Here is a 21,018-nt window from a genome sequence, read left to right as displayed (position 1 = left end):
CTTTTCTCTGCAGCTCAACCGGAGTCATACGATCATGGCAAACACGGTACTCGTCACCAAGCTCACCGGCCAAGCCTGGATCCGCCACGCGGACGGCTCGCTCACCGCGCTGCACGAGGGCATGCGCATCGCCGCCGACGCGAACATCGTGACGGCCTCGGGCAGTTCCGTGCAGTTGCAGGCCGATGGCATGCCTCCGCTGATCATTGGCGAAAGCCAGAGCCTGGCGCTGACCCCTGAGCTCATTCATCCGCCGGAGCCCAACGAAGCGGCCATCGCACGGCAGTCGGCCGGGGCGACGGATGCTTTGATCAGCGCCATCATTGCCGGACAGGATCCGCTCAGTCAACTGGATCCAACCGCCGCAGGGCTCGTCGGTGGTAGTGGCGGAGGTGGAACGTTCGTGCGTCTGAGCAGTATCCTGGAAAGCACAACGCCACTGAGCCTGACCTACCCTGACATTGGCAGACCTTCCATTGACCCAGCGGAGCTGGGCACGGCGATGGTGGAGCCGACGCCAGCGCCCGAGCCGGCTCCGATCCCTGAGCCCATCCCCGTGCCAGTACCCGTTCCGGTGCCGGTGCCGGTGCCGGTGCCATTGCCAGTGCCAGTGCCAGAGCCTGTGCCCGTGCCGGTACCAGAGCCCGTTCCGGTTCCGGTTCCAGTGCCTGTTCCAGTGCCCGTGCCGCCACCGCCCCCTCCTCCTCCACCGAGCCCGACCACGACCGAAAACCACGCCAACGAAGCCGGTTTGCCTGGAGGATCGAGCGCGGGTGACGAGAGCAACTCCGTCAGCGGCCAAGTGTCCGTACCTGCCGGTTGGGTGGTGGTGCCTGCCTCGGGTACCACGCCTCATGGTGAATACACCATCAATGCGCAAGGCCACTACACCTTCACACTCACCAGCCCGACCACCGACGCCGACGGAGCGGCGGAGATCGAGAGCTTTGTTTACTCCATCACGAATGGCAGCGCTACGGTATCGGGCAATCATGTCAACATCGCGATCATCGACGACGTGCCCTCAGCGGTGAACGACAGTGCTGCGCAGGCCACGGAGAATGCCTCCGTCATCATTGATGTGCTGACCAACGACACCCGCGGCGCTGACGGCGTCAATCTGGCCACGGGAGTGAGTCACACCGCGCCGATGAATGGCGCCAATGCCGCTACCGGCACGCTCACCTATCACGACGATGGCACTTTCACCTATGCGCCAGGGGCCGGCGAAACGGGGACTGTGACCTTCCAGTACACCATCACCGATGCTGATGGCGATCCTTCCACGGCCACGGTGACCATCACCTTGCTGGATGACTCTGCGCCTACCGTCGAGATCACACCGAGCGACCCGGAAGCCTCGCCCGGCACAGGCTTGGTCCATGAGTCTGGGCTGCCCTCGGGCTCCGACCCTGGCGACAGCAGAACCACCACCGGCACACTTCATATCACCACCGGCGGCGACACTCTGGCCTCGGTAGTCATCAATGGTGTCGATGTCACCGGTGGCGGCACCGTCACTGGATTGCACGGCACACTCACCGTCTCTCTGTCAGAAGGCGTCTATAGCTATAGCTACACCCTGACGGCCACCACGACGGATGCCCCCGCTGTCGCAGAGACCGATCCTTTCACCGTCACCGTGACTGACAGTGATGGCGATCCCGCCAGCGCTTCTCTGACCATCGAGATCGTCGATGACGTGCCTTCGGCCGTGAACGACAGCTCCACTCAGGCCACGGAAAATGCATCCATCACCATTGATGCGCTCGCGAATGACACCCGTGGCGCTGATGGGGTCAACGTGGTCACGGGGGTCACCTACACCCCACCCATGAACGGGGCGAATGCCACTGCCGGCACGCTGACCTATCACGATGACGGCACTTTCACCTATGCGCCAGGGGCCGGTGAAACGGGCACTGTCACCTTCCAGTACACGATCACCGATGCCGATGGCGATCCCTCGACAGCCACGGTGACCATCACCTTGCTGGATGATTCCACGCCTACCGTCGACGTCACACCGAGCGATCCGGAAACCGCCCCCGGCACAGGCTTGGTTCATGAGGCCGGATTGCCTTCAGGTTCCGACCCCGGTGACAGCAAGACCACCACGGGCACACTTCATATCACGACCGGCGGTGACACCCTGACCTCCGTAGTCATCAATGGCGTCGATGTCACCAGCGGCGGTACCGTCAATGGCTTGCACGGCACACTCACCGTCTCTCTGTCAGAAGGCGTCTATAGCTATAGCTACACCCTGACGGCCACCACGACGGATGCGCCAAGCGTTGCGGAGACCGACCCGTTCACCATCACCGTCACGGACAGCGACGGTGACCCCGCCAGCGCTCCGCTGACCATCGAGATCGTCGATGACGTGCCCACAGCCAGAAATGACAGTGCCACTCAGGCCACGGAAAATGCTTCCATCACCGTCAACGCGCTGGCCAATGATACCCGTGGTGCCGATGGCGTTGACCTGGTCACAGGAGTCAGCCACACCTCGCCGATGAACGGTGCCAATGCGGCCACAGGGACGTTGACCTACCACGATGACGGTACCTTTACCTATGCACCTGGAGCTGGTGAAACGGGCACTGTCACCTTCCAGTACACCATCACCGATGCCGATGGCGATCCTTCCACAGCCACAGTGACCATCACGTTGCTGAGCGATTCCACACCCACCGTTGATATCACACCCAACGGTGCCAGCCTGGTCCACGAGGCTGGCCTGCCCTCAGGCTCCGATCCCGGTGACAGCAAGATCACCACCGGCACACTCGGCATCACGACTGGCGGCGACACCCTGGCTTCCGTGTTTATCAATGGCATCGATGTCACCACCGGCGGCACCGTCACCGGGTTGCATGGCACCCTCACGGTATCTCTGTCTGGCGGGGTTTACAGCTACAGCTACACCCTCACAAGCCCCACAACGGATACGCCTGCGGTAGCAGAAACTGATCCATTCACCGTCACTGTCACGGACAGCGATGGCGACCCCGCCAGCGCTCCGCTCACTATCGAGATTGTCGATGACGTACCCACAGCCAGAAATGACGGTGCCACTCAGGCCACGGAAAATGCTTCCGTCACCGTCAACGCACTGGCCAACGACACTCGCGGTGCCGATGGCGTTGACCTGGTCACGGGAGTCAGCCACACCTCGCCAATGAACGGTGCCAATGCCGCCACAGGGACGCTGACCTACCACAATGACGGCACCTTCACCTATGCACCGGGTGCAGGAGAAACAGGCACTGTCACGTTCCAGTACACCATCACCGATGCCGATGGCGACCCCTCCACGGCCACGGTCATGATCACCTTACTGGGTGACTCCACACCTACCGTTGATATCACACCGAGCGATCCGCAAGCCGCACCCGGTACCGGACTGGTCCATGAAGCCGGGCTGCCGTCAGGCTCTGATCCAAGCGACAGCAAGATCACTACCGGCACACTTCATATCACCACCGGCGGCGACACTCTGGCCTCCGTGGTCATCAATGGGGTGGACGTCACCGGCGGTGGTACCGTCGACGGCTTGCATGGCACGCTCACGGTCTCTTTGTCAGGTGGTATCTATAGCTACAGCTACACCCTGACGGGCACCACAACGGATGCCCCTGCTGTCCCGGAAACCGATCCCTTCACGGTCACCGTGACTGACAGTGATGGCGATCCGGCCAGCGCTTCCTTGACCATCGAAATCGTCGACGATGTGCCCACGGCCAGAAATGACAGTACCGCTCAGGCCACAGAAAATGCTTCCGTCACTGTCAACGCGCTGGCCAATGACACTCGCGGTGCCGATGGCGTCAATCTGACCACAGGGGTCAGCCACACCTCGCCGATGAATGGCGCGAATGCCGCCACCGGTACGCTCACCTATCACAACGATGGCACGTTCACCTATGCACCGGGTGCGGGTGAGACGGGTACCGTCACCTTCCAATACACCATCACTGACGCCGATGGCGATCCTTCCACAGCCACAGTGACCATCACGTTGCTGAGCGACTCCACACCCACCGTTGATATCACACCCAACGGCGCCAGCCTGGTCCACGAAGCCGGCCTGCCCACAGGTTCCGATCCAGGCAGCAGCAAGACTACCACGGGCACACTCGATATCACGACCGGCGGCGATACCCTGGCTTCCGTGTTTATCAATGGCGTTGATGTGACCAGCGGCGGCACAGTCAATGGCGCCCACGGCACACTCACGATCTCCTTGTCAGGCGGTGTCTATAGCTACAGCTACACCCTGACGGGCACCACAACGGATGTGCCTGCGGTAGCAGAGACCGACGCCTTCACCGTCACCGTCACCGACAGTGACGGCGATCCGGCCAGTGCGCCCTTGACCATCGAGATGGTCGATGACGTGCCCACAGCCAGAAATGACAGCGCCACTCAGGCCACGGAAAATGCTTCCATCATCGTCAACGCACTGGCCAATGACACTCGCGGTGCCGATGGCGTCAATCTGACCACAGGGGTCAGCCACACCTCGCCAATGAACGGAGCCAATGCCGCCACAGGGACGCTGACCTATCACAATGACGGCACCTTCACCTATGCACCTGGGGCTGGTGAAACGGGCACTGTCACCTTCCAGTACACAATCACCGATGCCGATGGCGATCCTTCCACAGCCACGGTGACCATCACGCTGTTGAGCGATTCCACGCCCACCGTTGATATCACACCCAACGGCGCCAGCCTGGTCCACGAGGCTGGCCTGCCCTCAGGCTCCGATCCCGGTGACAGCAAGATCACCACCGGCACACTTGACATCACCACCGGCAATGACACTCTGGCATCCGTAGTCATCAATGGCATCAATGTCACCAGCGGCGGTACCGTCAATGGCGCCCACGGTACGTTGACCATTTCTCTATCGGGTGGTGTTTACAGCTACAGCTACACCCTGACAGGCACCACAACGGATGTGCCTGCGGTAGCAGAGACCGACTCCTTCACCGTCACCGTCACCGACAGCGATGGCGATCCGGCCAGTGCTCCGCTGACCATCGAGATCGTCGATGACGTACCCTTGGCCAGAAATGACAGCGACGTGGTCGACAATGCCACTTCTCAAGCTGCGGGCAATGTCATCACGGGCGCCGGCACTACCGGCGGCGCTGCCGGTGCCGACGTGCAAGGCGCCGATGGCGCCACCGTCACGACCGTGGCCAGCAATAATGCCCCAGGCAACCTTCCGGTGATTGCCGCCGGCGTGATCACCATCACTGGCCAATACGGCACGCTGGTCATGCAAGCCAACGGCAGCTATGTCTATACCCGAAGCGGTTCGGGCGCGCTGCAGGCTTCGGAAGTCTTCACCTACACGTTGACCGACGGCGATGGCGATGCGGTCACAGCCACCCTGACGCTAACCCTTGGCGACCATGGAGTCACCATCACCGACCTGACCCCAGCGGCCAGTGGCGGCGATGCAGTGGTCTATGAAGCCGCCCTCAGCATCGGCTCGAATCCCTCCAGCCCCAATGAAGCCTCCACAGGCACGTTCAAGATCTCCGCGCCAGACGGCGTCAACACCGTGACCATTGGCGGCGTGGTGGTCGTCCAGAATGGCGCCCTGGTTCCCGCCAATTCGAGCTTCACCACCACCCTGGGCAACACCTTCACGGTGACGAACTACAACTCGGCCACCGGGGAGATCAGCTACAGCTACACGCTGAACGCCAACGAAGCGCACCCCACAGGCAATGGCAACAACAGCCTGTTTGAGAATCTGCCGGTCGTCGTGACGGACACCGATGGAGACTCGGGCAATGGCACCCTGGCGGTCAATATCATTGACGACGTGCCGACATTAGGAGCCTTCCTCCCTGGGACTCTCCCCAACACCATAGGATCTGTGGACGGCACCTTCACGCTGAGCCCTGGAGCCGATGGCATCGACCGCTTCTTCATCAGTGGCCCGACCATTACCGGCATCAGCTATACACAGACGGTAGCGCCTGACGGCACCACCACACTGCACGCGCAGACCCAGGGCGGCGACCCCGTCTTCTCACTGGCCGTGAAGCCTGACGGAACCTATCACTTCGACCTGCTGGATCCTCAGCCGGAAATCGCAGTCACCCAATCTCTGACCACATTGGCTTCGGGTGGCCCGACACCCTGGATTGAAACCTCCGATGGCTTGATCGAGTTCACGGGATCCGGCAGCGGAGTCAACTCCTCAACGCAAGGTTTTGGGGTAGGCAACCAGTTCATCAGTGCGGGTGAAAACTTCACCATGGAATTCCACTCCGTGGGCTCGCCAGGCAACACCCCCGCGACAACCGATCCGCAATTCGTGGGTAAACTCGACTTCGATGCCTCAGGCTCAGGAGGGTCGGTCTCCTGGACTGCCACGAATTCCCTGACCAACCAGACCCAGTCGGGTACAGCGACGGTGGTGGATGGGCATCTGGTGATTGATCCAACGATTGACTTCAATCTTGTGTCCATCACAGGCACCGACGGCAGCATCCGGCTGCAAGCGGTTTCGGTCGGAAAGCTGATTCTTCCTCCCGACTACAGCTATCAATTCAACATCACTGCGCAAGACCATGACGGGGATGTCACCACCGCTCAAACCCTAGATATTCACGTCACGACCGGATCTTCGGGGTTGATGAACTCTCAGGTTTCAGCCTTCGCGGAGCCCCTGACGGCCGACTCAACCAACACAGCACCGGAAGCCATGGCACTGACGGCGTCCGTGGATTCCGGCAAAACCGAGAGCTCATCCACCGCGCCTCAGCCAAGCAGCGAGCCCGAGCACGTCGCGCTGGTGGATGGCGACACGGTGCCGATGCCCGCCACCTCGGCCGCGGAAACAGAGGAAACGGGAAACCACACAAGTACCAGCACAAGCCCAGGTTCTGGCACTTCCGAGGCGCCTCCCCCCATTCCTGAGCACATCCTGGAGGACAGCGGGAGCGGTAGCATCGACACATTGTTGCCACCCTCCCCCACGACAACGCCAGCGCCTGCCGCGAACGGCGAATCCACCGCGGGTGCTCTCGCAGCTGCGCCAGCTTCAGCACACGAGCCTACGCCCGTGCCTGCGGAGGCGGAGGAACTGGCCAAATCCATGGTGGAACAAGGCCACCAGAACCAGCAGCATCTGTAATGGGAGGCTATCGCTGAGGACGTGTTCAAGGTCTTGGGATAGGGTCCTGCGTTGCTGGGTCTGAATGCTGACGTGCCGTTATTTCTGGATGATTGTCGAGCGCTGGAAAAGAACAGCCGCGGAGAAGTGGCGCTGTGAAAGCCCCCATCCCAACCTTCCCCCAGAGGGGGAAGGCGTAAAGACAGCGAAGCCCATTGATGCCGGGGCCGAGCGCAGCGATGGCCCGAGCCGCGGGTCCCCTCTGCCCGCGCTGAGAAGCGCAGGGCAAGGGGCGGGCAAGGGCACTGCAAGATGCCCTTGCTTCGTGCTCTAGCTTGCTGCAGCTGTTTGAGCGCAGTGAGCGAAGCGATCGTAGCGAGTTCTGCAGCACCGCCCCTTGACCGAGCATCGCAGGCTGCCCGGAGCGCAGCGCAGGGACGCGGGCAGTGGGGTCGCCTTTTCTTGGGTTACCTTCTTTTGGCGACGCAAAAGAAGGTGACTGCACCGCCGGGGGCAATCCCGGCCTCCGACATCAAATTAAACAGCAGAAGGTCATTAGAAAGCACTGCGAACGAACAACCGCCGCTGACCCTCACCGGATGGCCGGCCCCCCAACCCTCTCCCGCAAGCGGGAGAGGGAGAAAAACCCCGCATGAGCATACTCCGTTGGGCCTTCGCGCTAAGACTTCGAACGCGCGCTCAGACAAACGGCCCTTCGCGCTGCCAATAGGTCATCACAATCTTGGTGCCCTCGATTACGGGTGTGCCAGCGTGCAGGGACATTTCGTCGGGCTTGCCATCCATGGTGAGATTCGTGAAGAAAACAGCGCCGCCGGTACGAGGGGTGAGCTCCAGGCCCGCGTTGGGGAAACAAGTACCGCCGCCCGCACGGGCCGCTGCCAGGTAGATGACCGTGGTGCTCACCCGCTGGCCGCCGCGCCGCAGATGCGTGGCGCTGCCGGATCTGGCCGGATCGAACCAGTCATGATGCGGTTTGTATTCCTGCCCAGGCGCATAGCGCAACACCTGCAGCCCTTCCCCATGAGAGACCGGCCATCCAGTCACCGCGGCAAGCCGGTCTTCCACAGCGCCGATGAGCGGTGTCTCAGCGCGGTTGAAAAAGACACTGGAACTGGTTCTGGCCTCGTGCGAAACGCTTTGGCCAGTGGCCCAATCCACGACACCAGAAGCCGTAAGCCCCTTATGGAGCGCATAGTCAGTCAGAGCCTGGCATTCCTGCTGGCTGAGCAGGTTGTCCAGCAGCACGGCCTGAGGACGCTGCAGCCGGCCCAGAACGGTAACCATGCTCTGGGCCTCGCCCTGAACACGGATGCGTGGCAAGGGGACCCGCCAGTCGCTTGGCCGCCCCAACGCAGCCAAGCCCTCATCAATCGCGGCAGCGGCGTCGTCTTGGGACCAGACCCGGGCCACCATGCGCTCGAACAGGCTATGCGGCGTGCATTGCCGCGACAGATTGCTCAGCACCCATTCGTGCCACTGCTCACCATGCTTGCCGATAAGCGCCTGGGTCATGATGCTCTCCTACGCCGGTACGCTTGCACCATGCTGAACCAGCCATTCGGCGATTTTCATGTCGAGGAAACCCGTGACGTAGACACTCGCTCCAAGTTCGCGCGCGGTCGACACCATGGCCATCATCAGATGGCGGGTACCTGGGTTTTGGTGCGATTGAATCACGAAATCACCTCCCAGCTTGACATAGGCCAAGGGCAATGCATGCAGGTGAAGAAGCGCTCCGGGCGCCTGATCCAGACGGCGCAGACCCGTGCGGACACCCCGGTCTCTGACTTGGGCGCAAAGAGCAAGCAACTCGTCTGGGTAAGCCACGGCACCATGGGCATCCAGCTCCAGGATCAATCGGGACAGCGTGTTGGCCGTGTCCTTCCGTTCCCACCCGTCCAGCAATGCGTTCAGATCCGCCAGAAAATCGGCCTGTGCCAGCGAAGGCAACGAAATGCGCACGATAAGTTGCCCACTGCGCTGCTCGGTCAACCAATGCAGGCCCAAGGCCACGGCGCTCAAGTCGAACTCGGCCGATAGTCCCAGGCGCACGGCCACGGGGAGAAATAGCGAGCCCGCCATGGCCTGGCTCTCTCCGTCTCGCGTGTTCTCGTGAAGCTGCAGCCAGGCCTCGTGATGTTCAACCCTGCCTTGCGGCCCCAGATAGGTCTGTTCATGGACGTCCAGGCTCAGCCGCTGCGGCTCCGCCAACGCGGCAGCCAGCGTATGCTGCCATTCGCTTTCGCCCGCGGAGCTGCGCTCTGCTTCACGGGCGCTATGAACCACGTATTCCACTTCGGCGTGGCCAGCGCTTTCCGTGCGCATCAGCGCATGGTCGAGACGCGCAAATACCTCGCCCGTCGAACTGGAGGAGGCGTAATCGGTCAGCGCATAGGCCCACCGGCACCAGGGCACCCCTCCCATGGGAACACGCAAGGATTGCAACACCTGCCGGATCTGCTGGACCAGGCGTGTGACCCGCGGCCCTTGCAGGCCTGGCATGAGCACCGCGAAGTCCGAGCCGTTGAGTCGCGCCAGAAACCCGCTGTCTTGCGGGTACTCGCCCGCGGCGGCTTGAGCGGCCAGCACATCGCCAACCCGCCGGCCGACATTGACCAGCCAGGCATCGACCTGAGCGCGTGTCATGCTGGCATTCAACGCTTGCAGATCGCGCTGGCGGAACAGCAGCACGTGGCCGTGCGATGCCTTTCCCGCACCGCCCTCAAGGGCCTTGCGCAATTCATTGATGAAGTAGCGCCGATTGGGCAATTGAGTGACGGGATCACGATTGATCTCCAGTTCCAGCGACTCGATTCGCTGGGTCTGCTCCTTCTGGCGAACGCGCGCTCGTTCACGGGTATCGTCAATGACGCTGACCAGTGAACTCAACTCCGCCATGCGCGAATGGGCAGGAAGCCTCCGCCTGGCCTGAGTGCCAATGGTGCGCACCTGCGCCGATATTTCTTCGTTCAGCACGCGCCGGAACCACTTGAGCAATGTGGCCACGAACAGAGCCCACGCCACACCTGCGGCCAAAATCAGGACAGTCATGCGCAGGCTGCCTTGCCAAAGAGCGTAGCTGGCGGAACCATTGCCCACCACCAGTGAAATCTGGCCGACCTGGCGCCAGCCGTCACTGATGACCCGCTCGGCCCGCGGTTGGGTCAGTGGCAGCAACCATGAGAACCATTGCGGAGCCTCCTGCCCCGCCAGCTCCTCATCGCTTTGCTGGCGCGCGAACAGTTCTGCCCCATCGGAGGCTGTCAGACGGATCTCGTGGAGCTGGCCGCTGTCGAACAAGGCCGTCATCAACAACTCGCGCGTCACCGGGTCCTGGTTGGCGGGTTGGGATAGCGACAGGGCCAGCGACGAGACCATGTTCTCGCTTTCGGATCGCAGTTGACTGTCCAGGTATTGGCGCGCTGCGCCGATGCTGAAAGCCAGGGTGCCCGCCAGGATAATCAGCATCGCTGCCGTGACGCTGAGCAGAAGCCGTTTTAACAAAGACATAACCGCCTCCTCTTTAGAGCGTGTTCATGGCGTGAATCCTTCCTGTTGCATGCGTGCCAGCAACCCACGCCAACGGCCGATGCGCTCCGCTGGTGCCGTCAGGCCTCCAGTGGTGATATAGATGCCTTGTCCGTTGAAGCTGAACACGGGCGTCAGATCGCTGCGCTGGCTGGCGGGCAGGATGTCGCCGAGCAGGCTGTCCAGCACCAGGGGATCGGCATCTGGTGTCGCGTAGTAGCCGAGCACCATGTGCGCGATACTCTGGCTGCTGCCCGCGCCCCCCATACGCGCACGCACGTAAATGAGCCGCAGCCTCTCCACAGGCACGCCCAGGCGCACAAGCGAGAAGTACTTGCCGATGACGAAATCCTCGCAGTCGCCTGCTCGCTTGCCCAGGCTCTCCAATGGGGTCGCCCAGTAGTCTGTTTCGCCCCAGACAGTGAGGTCGTCCGCGTTGAGCACGGCCTGGTTCCAGAAGGCATTTATTTTTTCCAGCTGCTGCTCCTGGGAACGGCCCATCTGCTCCTGCAACACATTCAGCCAGTCGCTCAACATGCGAACGCCCTGCGGGCCGTAGCGGGACAACATGGTTTTCTCCAATCGAGCCTCGTCGAATTCGAGAGCGCTGCGCCCGGGTGCGGGAAACAGAAACGCCACAAAAAAAGCAAATCCCAGCGCCCCACGCGCAAGCAACACCAGGCCTCGGATATCTCGTCGCCTGAAGGTTGAATCGGATGACCACACGCTCTAAGCTATGCCATGAACCTTGAGGGCCAGCATGAGACGATCGCTGACCTGGAGTTTTTCGAAAACAGCCGAGAGATGGGCTCGCACGGTGCGCTCGGTAATACCGAGACGTTCCGCGATTTGCTGGTTGCCACTTCCCATGGACGCCATCTGAGCCACCTCCTGCTCACGCGGGCTGAGGCCTTGCATCCATTCTTGCGGGCCAAGTGGCGGCAGCCGGCTGCCAACGTCCTGCAGCAGGCGCTGCATAAGGCTGCGGCCCAGCCACACGCTGTCTTCCTGGATGCTCAAAAGGATGGTGTTCAGGGAGGGAACGGGCGTGAGGGCATGTGCGTACCCGCTGGCCCCACCCGACAGGACTTGGTGCGCTTCCGCGTCACTCGGGTGCGTATTCAGCACGAGAACCTTGAGGCTCCTGAAATAGGTAGCCCACTCGGCCGAATCCCAGCGAGGCAGGTGAGGCAGAGCCGCGTCGAGCACCACGAACTCCCGGGATTGCGCAGCCCAGCGCTGCATGTCCGGCAAGCCTTGCCCCTCGCCGGCAACCAGTGCGCACCGTCGATCTGCCGCCAATGCAGCCAAAGGGCGTCGTTGCGCGTCACCATCAGGATTGAGTGTGCTTGCATGATGCTCGAATCGTTCTCGTTCCATGGACGTGGTCATTCAGCGCTCGACAAGCGCGTTGGACTTCGCACGCAGAATCGGTTTGAGCAGGTAGTGCATGAGCGTGCGGCGGCCGGTAAGAATGTGGACTTCAGCCTGCATGCCCGGAATCACGGGACGGGTGTCGTCGCCGACATGGGAGCGGTCAGTGCGCACTTTGACCACGTAGAAAGTGTTGCCACGCTCGTCGGTGACGGTGTTGGCGCCAATCTGCTCCACCTTCCCCGCCAGGCCGCCATAGATGGAAAAATCATAGGCGGTGAACTTGACCTCGGCGTCCTGGCCGAAGTGCAGGAATCCAATATCACGCGGACTGACCTGCACTTCGAGCAGCAGCGTGTCGTCGCTGGGAACGATGTCGAGAATTTCCTTGCCCGGTTGCACAACGCCGCCTACCGTGTTCACCAGCATATTGTTGATGGTGCCGCGTACAGGCGCCCGCACCTCCGCCAGCTTGACACGATCCGCCAGCGCCCTCTGGCCTTGCGCCAATGTGGAAAGCTTGGTGCGCGTTTCCGAGAGCTCGGCGCTGGCCTGATTACGGATGGTGAGCTCGGATTCGCGGATTTTTCGCTCTGCCTCCGAGATCGCGGCCTGAATGCGCCCCAATTGCGCGCGGGCCGTCTCCGCTTCGCCGCAAAAGCGCACCACATCCCGCTGCAAGCGCAGCAGCTCCACTTCGGACACCGCACCGCTTTTCAGCAGCGGGCGGGTCACGTTGAGCTCATCGGTGGTCAGGCGGCAGCTTCCGGTGGCCTGCTCCTGCTGGGCCTGGGTGGCCCTCAACTCCTGCTGCCGTTGTCCGAGCTGGTCGCGGGCGATGTTGACGGCGGTGTTGAGCTCCTGGGTGCGCGACTCCCACGTCCGGCGCTCCATGCTCACCGCGTCAGGCACGGCACGGGCCAATTCGTCGGGCACGAGGAAAGGCCGTCCCGTGGCCAGCGCCTCCAGGCGAGCGGCCTTCGCTTGCAGCGCCAGGGATTCGGCCTTGTTTTCCCCCAGCGAGGCACTGTAGCGTGTGGGGTCGATGCGCAACAGCACTTGGCCGGCGTTCACCGTCTCGCCGGGCCGTACAAGAATCTCCTCCACGATGCCACCGTCCAGGCTTTGCACGACTTGAACCTGGCGTGAAGGCACCACCTGGCCCTGGCCGCGTACGACCTCATCGATATGGCCGAGACTGGCCCAGACGAGGAGTGCCGCCACCGCGAAAAACGATGTCCACAGCAGCAGGCGTGAGCCGCGCGCCTGCTGCTGGCCGACCGCCCATTGCGCGTCAGCGGCCAGATCCGCAGGGTCATGCATACCGTCCATGGAACGCCTTGGCTGCGGCAGGTGATGGATCGGCTGGGGGTTGTGGAAGAAACTCGTCATGTGCGGCCTTTCACACTTCCGATCTGCCCTTGCCGCAGCGCCAGGATGATCTGATCCCTGGGGCCGTCAGCGACCACGCAGCCACCGTCAATGACGATGATCCGCTCCACCAGATCAAGCAGCGCCGTACGGTGCGTGACCAACAGCATGGTCTTGCCCGCACTGGCCTGCATGAGGTGGCGCTTGAGCTGAGCTTCGCTCTGGTTGTCGAGGTTGCTGCTGGGCTCGTCGAGCAGCAGGATGGGCGGATCATTGATCAGAGCGCGGGCCACGGCAATGGACTGCCGCTGGCCGCCCGAAAGAGATTCGCCACGCTCGCCGATCGGCATGTCGTACCCCTGCGGATGCTGGGCTGCGAATTCGTCCACGCCGGCGATACGAGCCGCGAACAGCATGTCTTGCTCCGTCGCGTGGGGCGCACCGATCAGCAGGTTGTGCTTGAGGTTGCCGTAGAACAGCAGCGGATCCTGCGGCACGTGGCCAATGGCACGGCGCAAATCGGCGGGGTCGATCTGCCGCGTGTCCACGCCATCGATGAGAATGGCGCCTTCCGTCGGTTGATACAGGCCAAGCACCAGTTTTTCGAGCGTACTCTTTCCGGAGCCGATGCGGCCAATGATGCCGATCCGCTCCCCTGCCCTGGCCGTAAAGGAAATACCGCTGAGCGCGGGTTGCGTGCGGCCCGGATAGCTGAAGACAACGTCGCGGAATTCGATGGCACCATCCAGGCGAGGCCGGGAAACATATTCCTGGTCGCTCTTGTGCTCGACGGCCATCGCCATGTAGTTGTCGATCGCACTCAGCGAGATACGGGTGTTGTGGAACTGCATCATCAGCCCCGCGACCTGCCCCAGCGGCGCCATGCACCGGCTGGCGATCATGGACGCCGCGATGATGCCCCCCAGGGACAAAGCCTGCTCCTGGACACCGTAGACGCCGATGACCACGACGCACACGGTGGTCAGTTGCTGCACGGTCAGCACGAAGTTGACCGTGGCCGAGGAGATGAACTTCATCTTGCTGCCCACGTAAGCAAGGTACTGGGTGGATTCCTCCCAGCGGCGCTGCATGCTGCCCTGGGCGTTGAGGGTCTTCACCGCTTCCAGGTTGGTCAAGCACTCGACCAGCAAGGCATTGCGCTGGGCCGACGCCTGAAAGGTTTGAAGCGTCAGGCGCCGGAGCTTGGCCTGGGCCACCAAGGAGACGACCAGAACCAGAACGATGGCGCCGACCGCGGGAATCAGCATCCAGGGTGAGATCCATGCCAACACAGCAAGAAACAGCAGCACGAAGGGCAGATCGACGAGCGCGGTCAAGCTGGCGGAGGCGATGAAGTCCCGCACGGATTCGAACGAGCGCAGGTTGGCCGCGAACGCCCCTACCGTGGCCGGACGCCCTTCCATGCGCAGATCGAGCACCCGTTCCATGATCTGTGCGGACAGCCGCACATCGATGCGCTTGCTGGCCGTGTCCACCACGTAGGCGCGCGCCGTGGTGAGTACATAGTTGAAAACAAGCACCAGCAGCATGCCCACGGACAACACCCACAGCGTTTCAATGGCGTTGTTGGGCACCACCCGGTCGTACACGTTCATGTTGAACAGCGGGGCTACCAGGGCAAACACGTTGATGAGCACGGCCGCGAGCAAGGCATCCCGGTACAGGCGCCAGTTGTCGAATATGGCGCTCCAGAACCAGTGCCCCTTGGGCGCCGGCGCCACCGGATCCAGATTCCGCTCGAACTGGAACTGCGGACGAACAAAGCACAGCAAACCGGTGTATTGCGCCTTCAGTTGTTCGCTCGGCACCTGCACAGGGCTGCCCGCTTCCGGGTACTGCACCAGGAACTCCCCATCCGCTAGTTCTTGCAGCATCAGGCAGGCGCGATTGCCCTTGAGCAGCACGATGACGGGCAGCAACCCGTGCGGCAGCCGCTGCAGACTCCGGCGCACGATGCGCGTGGTGCATTGCGCGCGGGCTGCGGCACGCGCCAGCAGGGACGGCGTGAGCCTCTGATTGACCAGCGGCAGGCCGTTGCCGAGCGCTTGCGCCGTCATGGGCCGGCCGAGCAGGCGTGTCAGCTCGACCAGACAGGCCAGCAATGGGTCGTCATGCGTGGCATGGGGCGGCAAACGCCATGCCGCCGCATCGGGGGCCGCCTCTGGCAGAGGCATACCGGGTGCCTGAGGTTGTGGCCTGATGCTGGATTCGGTGTACAACATAAACGCGAACCAATCAAGGTAAAGCTACCGAACGGACTAGAGAACGGACTAGATGAGCGGCGCGTCGTCGATGAGATCAAGCGCGTTTTTAAGGCGCTGACGCGCGTGTTTGCGTTGCTGGAGTTTCTCCAGCGCCTCGGGCGGCAGATCCGTCACCAGCAGCGTGCCCTTGGCCAGCAAGGCGTCGATCAAGTCCTCCAGCACGCGGATGAACTCCGCGTCCAGCGAAGACAGCTCCTGCTCCAGCGCAAGGGGAGAAGGCCTGCTTTCGGGAGATGGATCCTGTTGGCCAGTCATGGTGTTCCCTGTTGAGCGGATCAGTGCGAACCCTGTTCAGATCTGCGAGACGTCAGCGGGCTGATGCCTTGATCATCGGCACCAGGTTGCTGGTGTCGGGAAGAGACGCGTTCTGGCAGTCACGCACCGCGTCCTCGGGTAAAGCCAGGGACGATTGCTCCTGCGGCAACTCACCCGCCCGTGGCTGGGCCACGCCCAGGGCAGTCAGCACCTGTCCTGAGTGCATCAGCCACTGGAACTCGCTCTTCTTCAGGTCATACAGCGCATTGACGAGCGCCCGGCGGGCATCGAAGAGTTCGTTTTCCGTGTTCAGCAGATCCAGCAGCGTGCGTTGCCCGATCCGGAACTGCTGCTGATAGGCCAGGCGCACCTTGGCGGTGGACAGCACATGGTCACGCAGGAACGGCATTTGCTCGCGCAGGCGCAGGATGTTGCTCCAGCTGACGGACAACTCCTGCAACACATTGCGGCAGGTGTAGTCACGCACGTCACGGGCGGCATAGGACTGCGCCGCGGTCTGGCGAACGCGGGACTCGTCCGCGCCGCCGCGATACAGGTCGTAGGTCAGCAGAAGCTGGACACTGGTGCTTTGCACGTCCCTGTAGGGTGCGAAAGGCTGCGTCCGGTCGCGCCCCGTGGACACAATCAGATCCAGCCTCGGCTGATGGGCCGCCTTGGCCACCTGCACGCTCGCCTCGGCAGCCTGCACCAATGCCTGCTTGGAAAGTACCGTCGCGTTCTGGCGCACCGATTCGTCGAAGTTCTGAAGGCTGCCAGGAGCGGGTAACTTGCTGCTGATGTCAGGCACAGGATCGAGCGTTTGCGGGGGCATGCTTCCGGCCACTCGCCGATAGCGCTGTGTCACGGCGTTCAGATTGTTGCTTTCGGTCAGCAAATTGGTTTGCGCCAGGGCCAGCCGGCCCACAGCCTGCTCCAAATCCACGCCGCGACCGACCCCTGCCTGCTGGCGTTCCGACAACAGCTTCAGCGTGCCTTCGTGCAGCGTGAAGTTCTCCTTCGCCAGCCGTTCGGTCTCCCGGAAACGCTGCACGTCGAGGTAGGCCGCCGCCACATCGTTGCTCAGGCTGTCGGTAGTGGCCACGAGATCGTAGTATTTGGAGAGCTTCTCGTAACCCAGTTGCTTGACGCTGTTGGACGTGCCAAGACCGTCGTAGAGCATTTGACGCAAGGTCAGGCTCCAGCCTGGGCGGGTCCAGTTGTACGAAGGCTCGTCGGGCACGTTGGTGCGCCACTCCTTGCCGATCCACCCTTGGGCAGTGATGTGCGGGCGCCAGCCGGCGCTCGCTATGTTCTGGCCTTCCAGGGATGAGGTGAAATCGTGGTAGCGGGCCTGTATCTCCGGGTGGGATTCGACCGCCTTCTCAACGACCTGCAACAAGCTGGCGCCTTGGCCCGGGACCGGGTTCGCACTGGCCATGGCGGGAGGGGGTTGCTCCGGCTCTGGCGCTGGCGCTTGGGATTGCGCTGGCGACTGCGCCCAGGCAGCGGTGGCGACCAGCGACGAGGTGCCGATCATCACGACCCGGCATGCGGTTTCATGTAGTCTCATTTCAGGCTCCTGTGGGTTGTTGAAACTTTTGATGTGGGCAAGTGCGACTGGCCTGGACATCTCGTTCACTGCGTTGCCGCTATCTCCACGCTGGCGGAGATCACCTAGGAAACACCCGTTTGAACATGAGCTAGGGGTCGGGTGGATCGTGGGCCTGTTCGACGGTTCGGCCCCTCTTCCGATTCACATCGGCGTCGACCGGTGGAATGGCCCAGGCCCATTCCGGGACGGCGCCCTCCCCATAGAGCGCCCGCGCCAAATTCACCACGAATACAATCTCGCCGCCAAAACGGCCGAGTCCCAGCGCGCGCATGAGCGCCAGTTCATGATCGGGGTTGTCCAGGCTGAGGAAACAAATGGCTTGAGGAACACCGTCCTGTTCTGCCGTCAGGATCTCGAGCCGCTTGACCGTGCCGAAATCCGCGCAGATGCCCAGCACCGCCTTTCTCAATGCGGAAGCGTCGGCACAGTGCCTCAGATCACCCAATGTTTTCATCGTCAACCCGCTCAGCTGTCCAGGAAATTGCGGCAGAGGAGGCTGCCACGCCTCTAGACTCCGCATGCGGCCTATGCCCGCCGCACGCCAAAGCCCGCTCGGTCAACCCGCAATCCGCCTGCGCCGGCGGCGGGGCATCGTCCACCCCTTCGCCTCAAGCCGAATCTCAATCACGGTGCAGATAGTCATGACGAATGACGCATGTGTTTTTTTCACATATGAAGCGAATTGAAACACTAAACGATGCCCGGTGCAAAATTCTTCGAAGAACGCATCGCGATAGCGTTAATTAGTTCACAATGAGTCCACTTAAAGTGGATCTTCGACTTACCAAATATTCGCCGTTACTTATGAAGTAAGCGAGGAATCCTGCTGCAAAGCTCCTGTCATGCCTTACAACCGGTGTGCACGAGCTTCGCTTCGGAGCACAGGAAACATGACCATGTCATCTGCTTTCAGCGATTCGTGCGTCCTCTCGCGCGGCGCCATGCGCGCGCTTGGCATGGGTAGCTGGAGTTGTCAGATGGAAGGCCGGAAGCTGACGCTGGGCGCGGATGCGGCCGAGATATTGGGACTGGCCAGCCCCTCGCCCGCCAGCCTGGACGAGTTGCTGCCGCACCTGGCCCAGGAGTCAAGCCAGTTGCTGCAGGAAGCCTTCGCCGCTTGCGCAGGCTCTGGCACCCCGATTGATGTCGAAGTCCGGCTGGCGGTTTCCGACGCCAGGCCGCGCTGGGTACGCTTCGTTGGCGCTCCACTGCCCTGCGCCCCGGGTCAGGCCAGCGAAATCCGCGGTGCGGTCCACGATATCAGCGCGCACAGGCGGGTGCGGGAAGAAACGCTGCTCCTGGCCATGCGCCTGACCACCACGTTGGCCAGCATCACGGAGGCCTTCATGACGCTCGACCATCATGCCAGCGTCATGTATGTCAATGCAGAAAGCACGCGCTTGATGGCACAGCCTGCCAACGCGTTGCTGGGCCGGCCCATCGTCGAGTTGCTGCACGGCCGCAAGAAAGGGCTGTTGCGCGCTCAGATCAAGCAAGCGCTGGCCGGCAACCAGCCATTGGAATTCGAGGATTTCTATCCCGAGCTGGATAAATGGATCGAAATTCGCGCCCACCCCTACGCCGAAGGCCTCGCACTGTATCTGCACGACGTGTCGGAGCGCCGCCAGTCCCAGCACAGGCTGATGCTGCTGCGCACGGGCATCGAACGCATCAACGATATCGTCGTCATCGCCCAGGTCGGCGATACCGACGATGCGCACATTCTCTTCGTCAACGAAGCATTCGAGCGGCAAACCGGTTTCTCACGCAAGGAAGTGGTCGGGCAACCGCCGGATATCCTGCGGCACGTCACGGGCATCGATATCGTGAGCTTGCTTGCGCGCGGAGCCATCAAGCCAAGAGCCCTCACGACCCAGTTGCGGCAGGAAGCCTTGCTGCAGCGCCGCGATGGCTCCACCTACTGGATGGACCTCGATGTCGTGCCCGTGCCCGTGCGCGATGACCGAGGACGGCTCACGCATTGGGTGGCCGTGGGGCGGGATGTCACGGAACGCAAGCTCGCCGATGAAAAAATCCATCGACTGGCCTTCTTTGATCCGCTCACCGGCTTGCCCAACCGCCAATCGCTGGTGGAGCGCCTGGAAGGCGCCATGGCGGACAGCGCGCTCACCGAACAGGAAGGCGCCTTGATATTCATCAACCTGGGCAACATCAGGACACTCAATAACACCATGGGCCATTCCCATGGTGATCTACTGCTGCAGCAGGTCACCGAGCGCCTGACGCAGAATCTGCGCGAGGCGGACATCGTGGCGCGCTTTGGCGGTGACGAGTTCGCGGTGGTGCTGCAAAACCTGGGCCCCGATCCGGCGTCAGCCAGGCAAAAGGCGCAGGCGGTGGCGGAAAAGGTGCGCACGCGATTGGCAGAGCCTTTCGAGCTGGGAGACTATCTGCACTACAGCACCGTCAGTGTTGGAGTAGCGCGCTTCGGCACCGCGCCCGGAGGGGTCAGTGAGCTGCTCATGCAGGCGGGCTTGGCCAGATACCATGCCGGCGACATGGAGGGCAGCGCCATAGCTTTCTTCAACCCCTCCATGCAGGCCGCCCTCAACGCCAGCGCGGCCCTCGGCGCCGACCTGCGCGCAGCCGTGCAGGCGGGCGGCCAATTTTCCGTTCACTACCAGCCGCAGTTCGACCGCTCGCGCCGCATCATTGGCGCGGAAGCCCTGCTGCGGTGGAACCACCCGGAACGAGGCACGGTCAGTCCAGCCGAATTCATTCCCACCGCCGAGAAAACAGGCCTGATCCATCCTCTGGGTCTCTGGGTACTGAACCAAGCCTGCGCTCAATTGGCCGCCTGGGCGCGCCAGCCGGAAACAGCGCACCTCTGCATCGCTGTCAACGTCAGCGTGCGGCAATTCCACCATCCCGATTTTGCCGATCAGGTGATGGCTACTCTTTCCCGCCATGGAGTACAGCCGGGCTTGCTGCAACTGGAGCTGACTGAGAGCTTGCTGATGGACCGGCTGGACAACACGCTTTCACGGATGAGCTTGCTCAAACAAAGGGGCGTGAGCTTTTCCCTGGACGATTTTGGCACGGGCTATTCTTCGCTGTCCTACCTCAAGCGGCTGCCTCTGGATCAGTTGAAGATAGACCAATCCTTCGTGGCCGACCTCCTGACCAATCCCAGCGATGCGGCCATCGCCCGCGCCGTTATCGAACTGGCGCACAACCTGAAGCTGCCGGTTCTTGCCGAGGGGGTCGAAACCGAGGCTCAATGCCGGTTCCTGATCGACAGCGGATGCGACATGCTTCAAGGCTTTCTGCTGGCAAAACCCTTGCCGGTGGAAGAGTTGGAGACCTTCGTCCATGCTAAACCCTTCGCGCATGGCTGACGCCTGACTCGTTTCTGTGCAGTATGTCTCGATTCACCCTGAGATACATTTAATACAAACACAAAC

Annotated in this window: 11 protein-coding genes; 2 read left to right on the top strand and 9 right to left on the bottom strand. The window is 62.1% G+C overall.

Going from position 1 to position 21,018, the window contains the following annotated elements; genetic code table 11:
* The first annotated feature begins 34 nt into the window (after nucleotides 1–34).
* Nucleotides 35–7,168, top strand: a complete 7,134-nt coding sequence (locus tag WJU18_RS15090) for a retention module-containing protein (protein ID WP_423460820.1) — start codon at nucleotides 35–37, stop codon at nucleotides 7,166–7,168.
* Between the two features lie 678 nt (nucleotides 7,169–7,846).
* Here the strand turns inward: WJU18_RS15090 and WJU18_RS15085 are convergent.
* The 9 genes from WJU18_RS15085 to WJU18_RS15045 form a co-directional block, all read right to left on the bottom strand.
* Nucleotides 7,847–8,680 carry a 2OG-Fe(II) oxygenase gene (locus tag WJU18_RS15085; RefSeq protein ID WP_423460819.1) on the bottom strand — a complete coding sequence of 278 codons (834 nt, stop codon included), beginning with the start codon at nucleotides 8,678–8,680 and terminating at the stop codon, nucleotides 7,847–7,849.
* 9 nt (nucleotides 8,681–8,689) lie between these two features.
* Entirely contained in the window at nucleotides 8,690–10,678 is a 1,989-nt protein-coding gene (locus WJU18_RS15080; protein WP_423460818.1) for a LapD/MoxY N-terminal periplasmic domain-containing protein, read from the bottom strand.
* A 24-nt stretch (nucleotides 10,679–10,702) separates the two neighbouring features.
* On the bottom strand, nucleotides 10,703–11,266 hold the full coding sequence (locus tag WJU18_RS15075; protein ID WP_423460817.1) for a transglutaminase-like cysteine peptidase: 564 nt from the start codon (nucleotides 11,264–11,266) through the stop codon (nucleotides 10,703–10,705).
* A 159-nt stretch (nucleotides 11,267–11,425) separates the two neighbouring features.
* Nucleotides 11,426–12,076 carry a helix-turn-helix transcriptional regulator gene (locus tag WJU18_RS15070; protein WP_423460816.1) on the bottom strand — a complete coding sequence of 217 codons (651 nt, stop codon included), beginning with the start codon at nucleotides 12,074–12,076 and terminating at the stop codon, nucleotides 11,426–11,428.
* A 12-nt stretch (nucleotides 12,077–12,088) separates the two neighbouring features.
* The gene (locus WJU18_RS15065; protein ID WP_423461007.1) at nucleotides 12,089–13,402 is read right to left on the bottom strand and encodes an HlyD family type I secretion periplasmic adaptor subunit; all 1,314 of its coding nucleotides are present in this window, start codon (nucleotides 13,400–13,402) and stop codon (nucleotides 12,089–12,091) included.
* Between the two features lie 56 nt (nucleotides 13,403–13,458).
* Nucleotides 13,459–15,636, bottom strand: coding sequence for a type I secretion system permease/ATPase (locus tag WJU18_RS15060; protein WP_423460815.1), 2,178 nt, complete (start codon nucleotides 15,634–15,636; stop codon nucleotides 13,459–13,461).
* A gap of 96 nt (nucleotides 15,637–15,732) precedes the next feature.
* A complete protein-coding gene (locus WJU18_RS15055) occupies nucleotides 15,733–15,981 on the bottom strand; it encodes a hypothetical protein (RefSeq protein WP_423460814.1) in 249 nt (82 codons plus the stop codon).
* A 52-nt stretch (nucleotides 15,982–16,033) separates the two neighbouring features.
* Entirely contained in the window at nucleotides 16,034–17,551 is a 1,518-nt protein-coding gene (locus WJU18_RS15050) for a TolC family outer membrane protein (RefSeq protein WP_423460813.1), read from the bottom strand.
* Between the two features lie 130 nt (nucleotides 17,552–17,681).
* Nucleotides 17,682–18,047 carry an RNA-binding protein gene (locus tag WJU18_RS15045; RefSeq protein WP_423460812.1) on the bottom strand — a complete coding sequence of 122 codons (366 nt, stop codon included), beginning with the start codon at nucleotides 18,045–18,047 and terminating at the stop codon, nucleotides 17,682–17,684.
* A gap of 442 nt (nucleotides 18,048–18,489) precedes the next feature.
* Between WJU18_RS15045 and WJU18_RS15040 the strand changes: the two genes are divergently transcribed.
* Nucleotides 18,490–20,952 (top strand): EAL domain-containing protein, encoded by a 2,463-nt coding sequence (locus WJU18_RS15040; protein ID WP_423460811.1) that lies wholly within the window; start codon nucleotides 18,490–18,492, stop codon nucleotides 20,950–20,952.
* Nucleotides 20,953–21,018 lie beyond the last annotated feature (66 nt).

It is taken from the genome of Ottowia sp. VDI28 (assembly GCF_049532675.1).
GTDB lineage: Bacteria > Pseudomonadota > Gammaproteobacteria > Burkholderiales > Burkholderiaceae_C > Ottowia.
The sequence above is the reverse complement of the archived record's forward strand: the minus strand, read 5'-3'. Positions and strand labels throughout refer to the sequence as shown.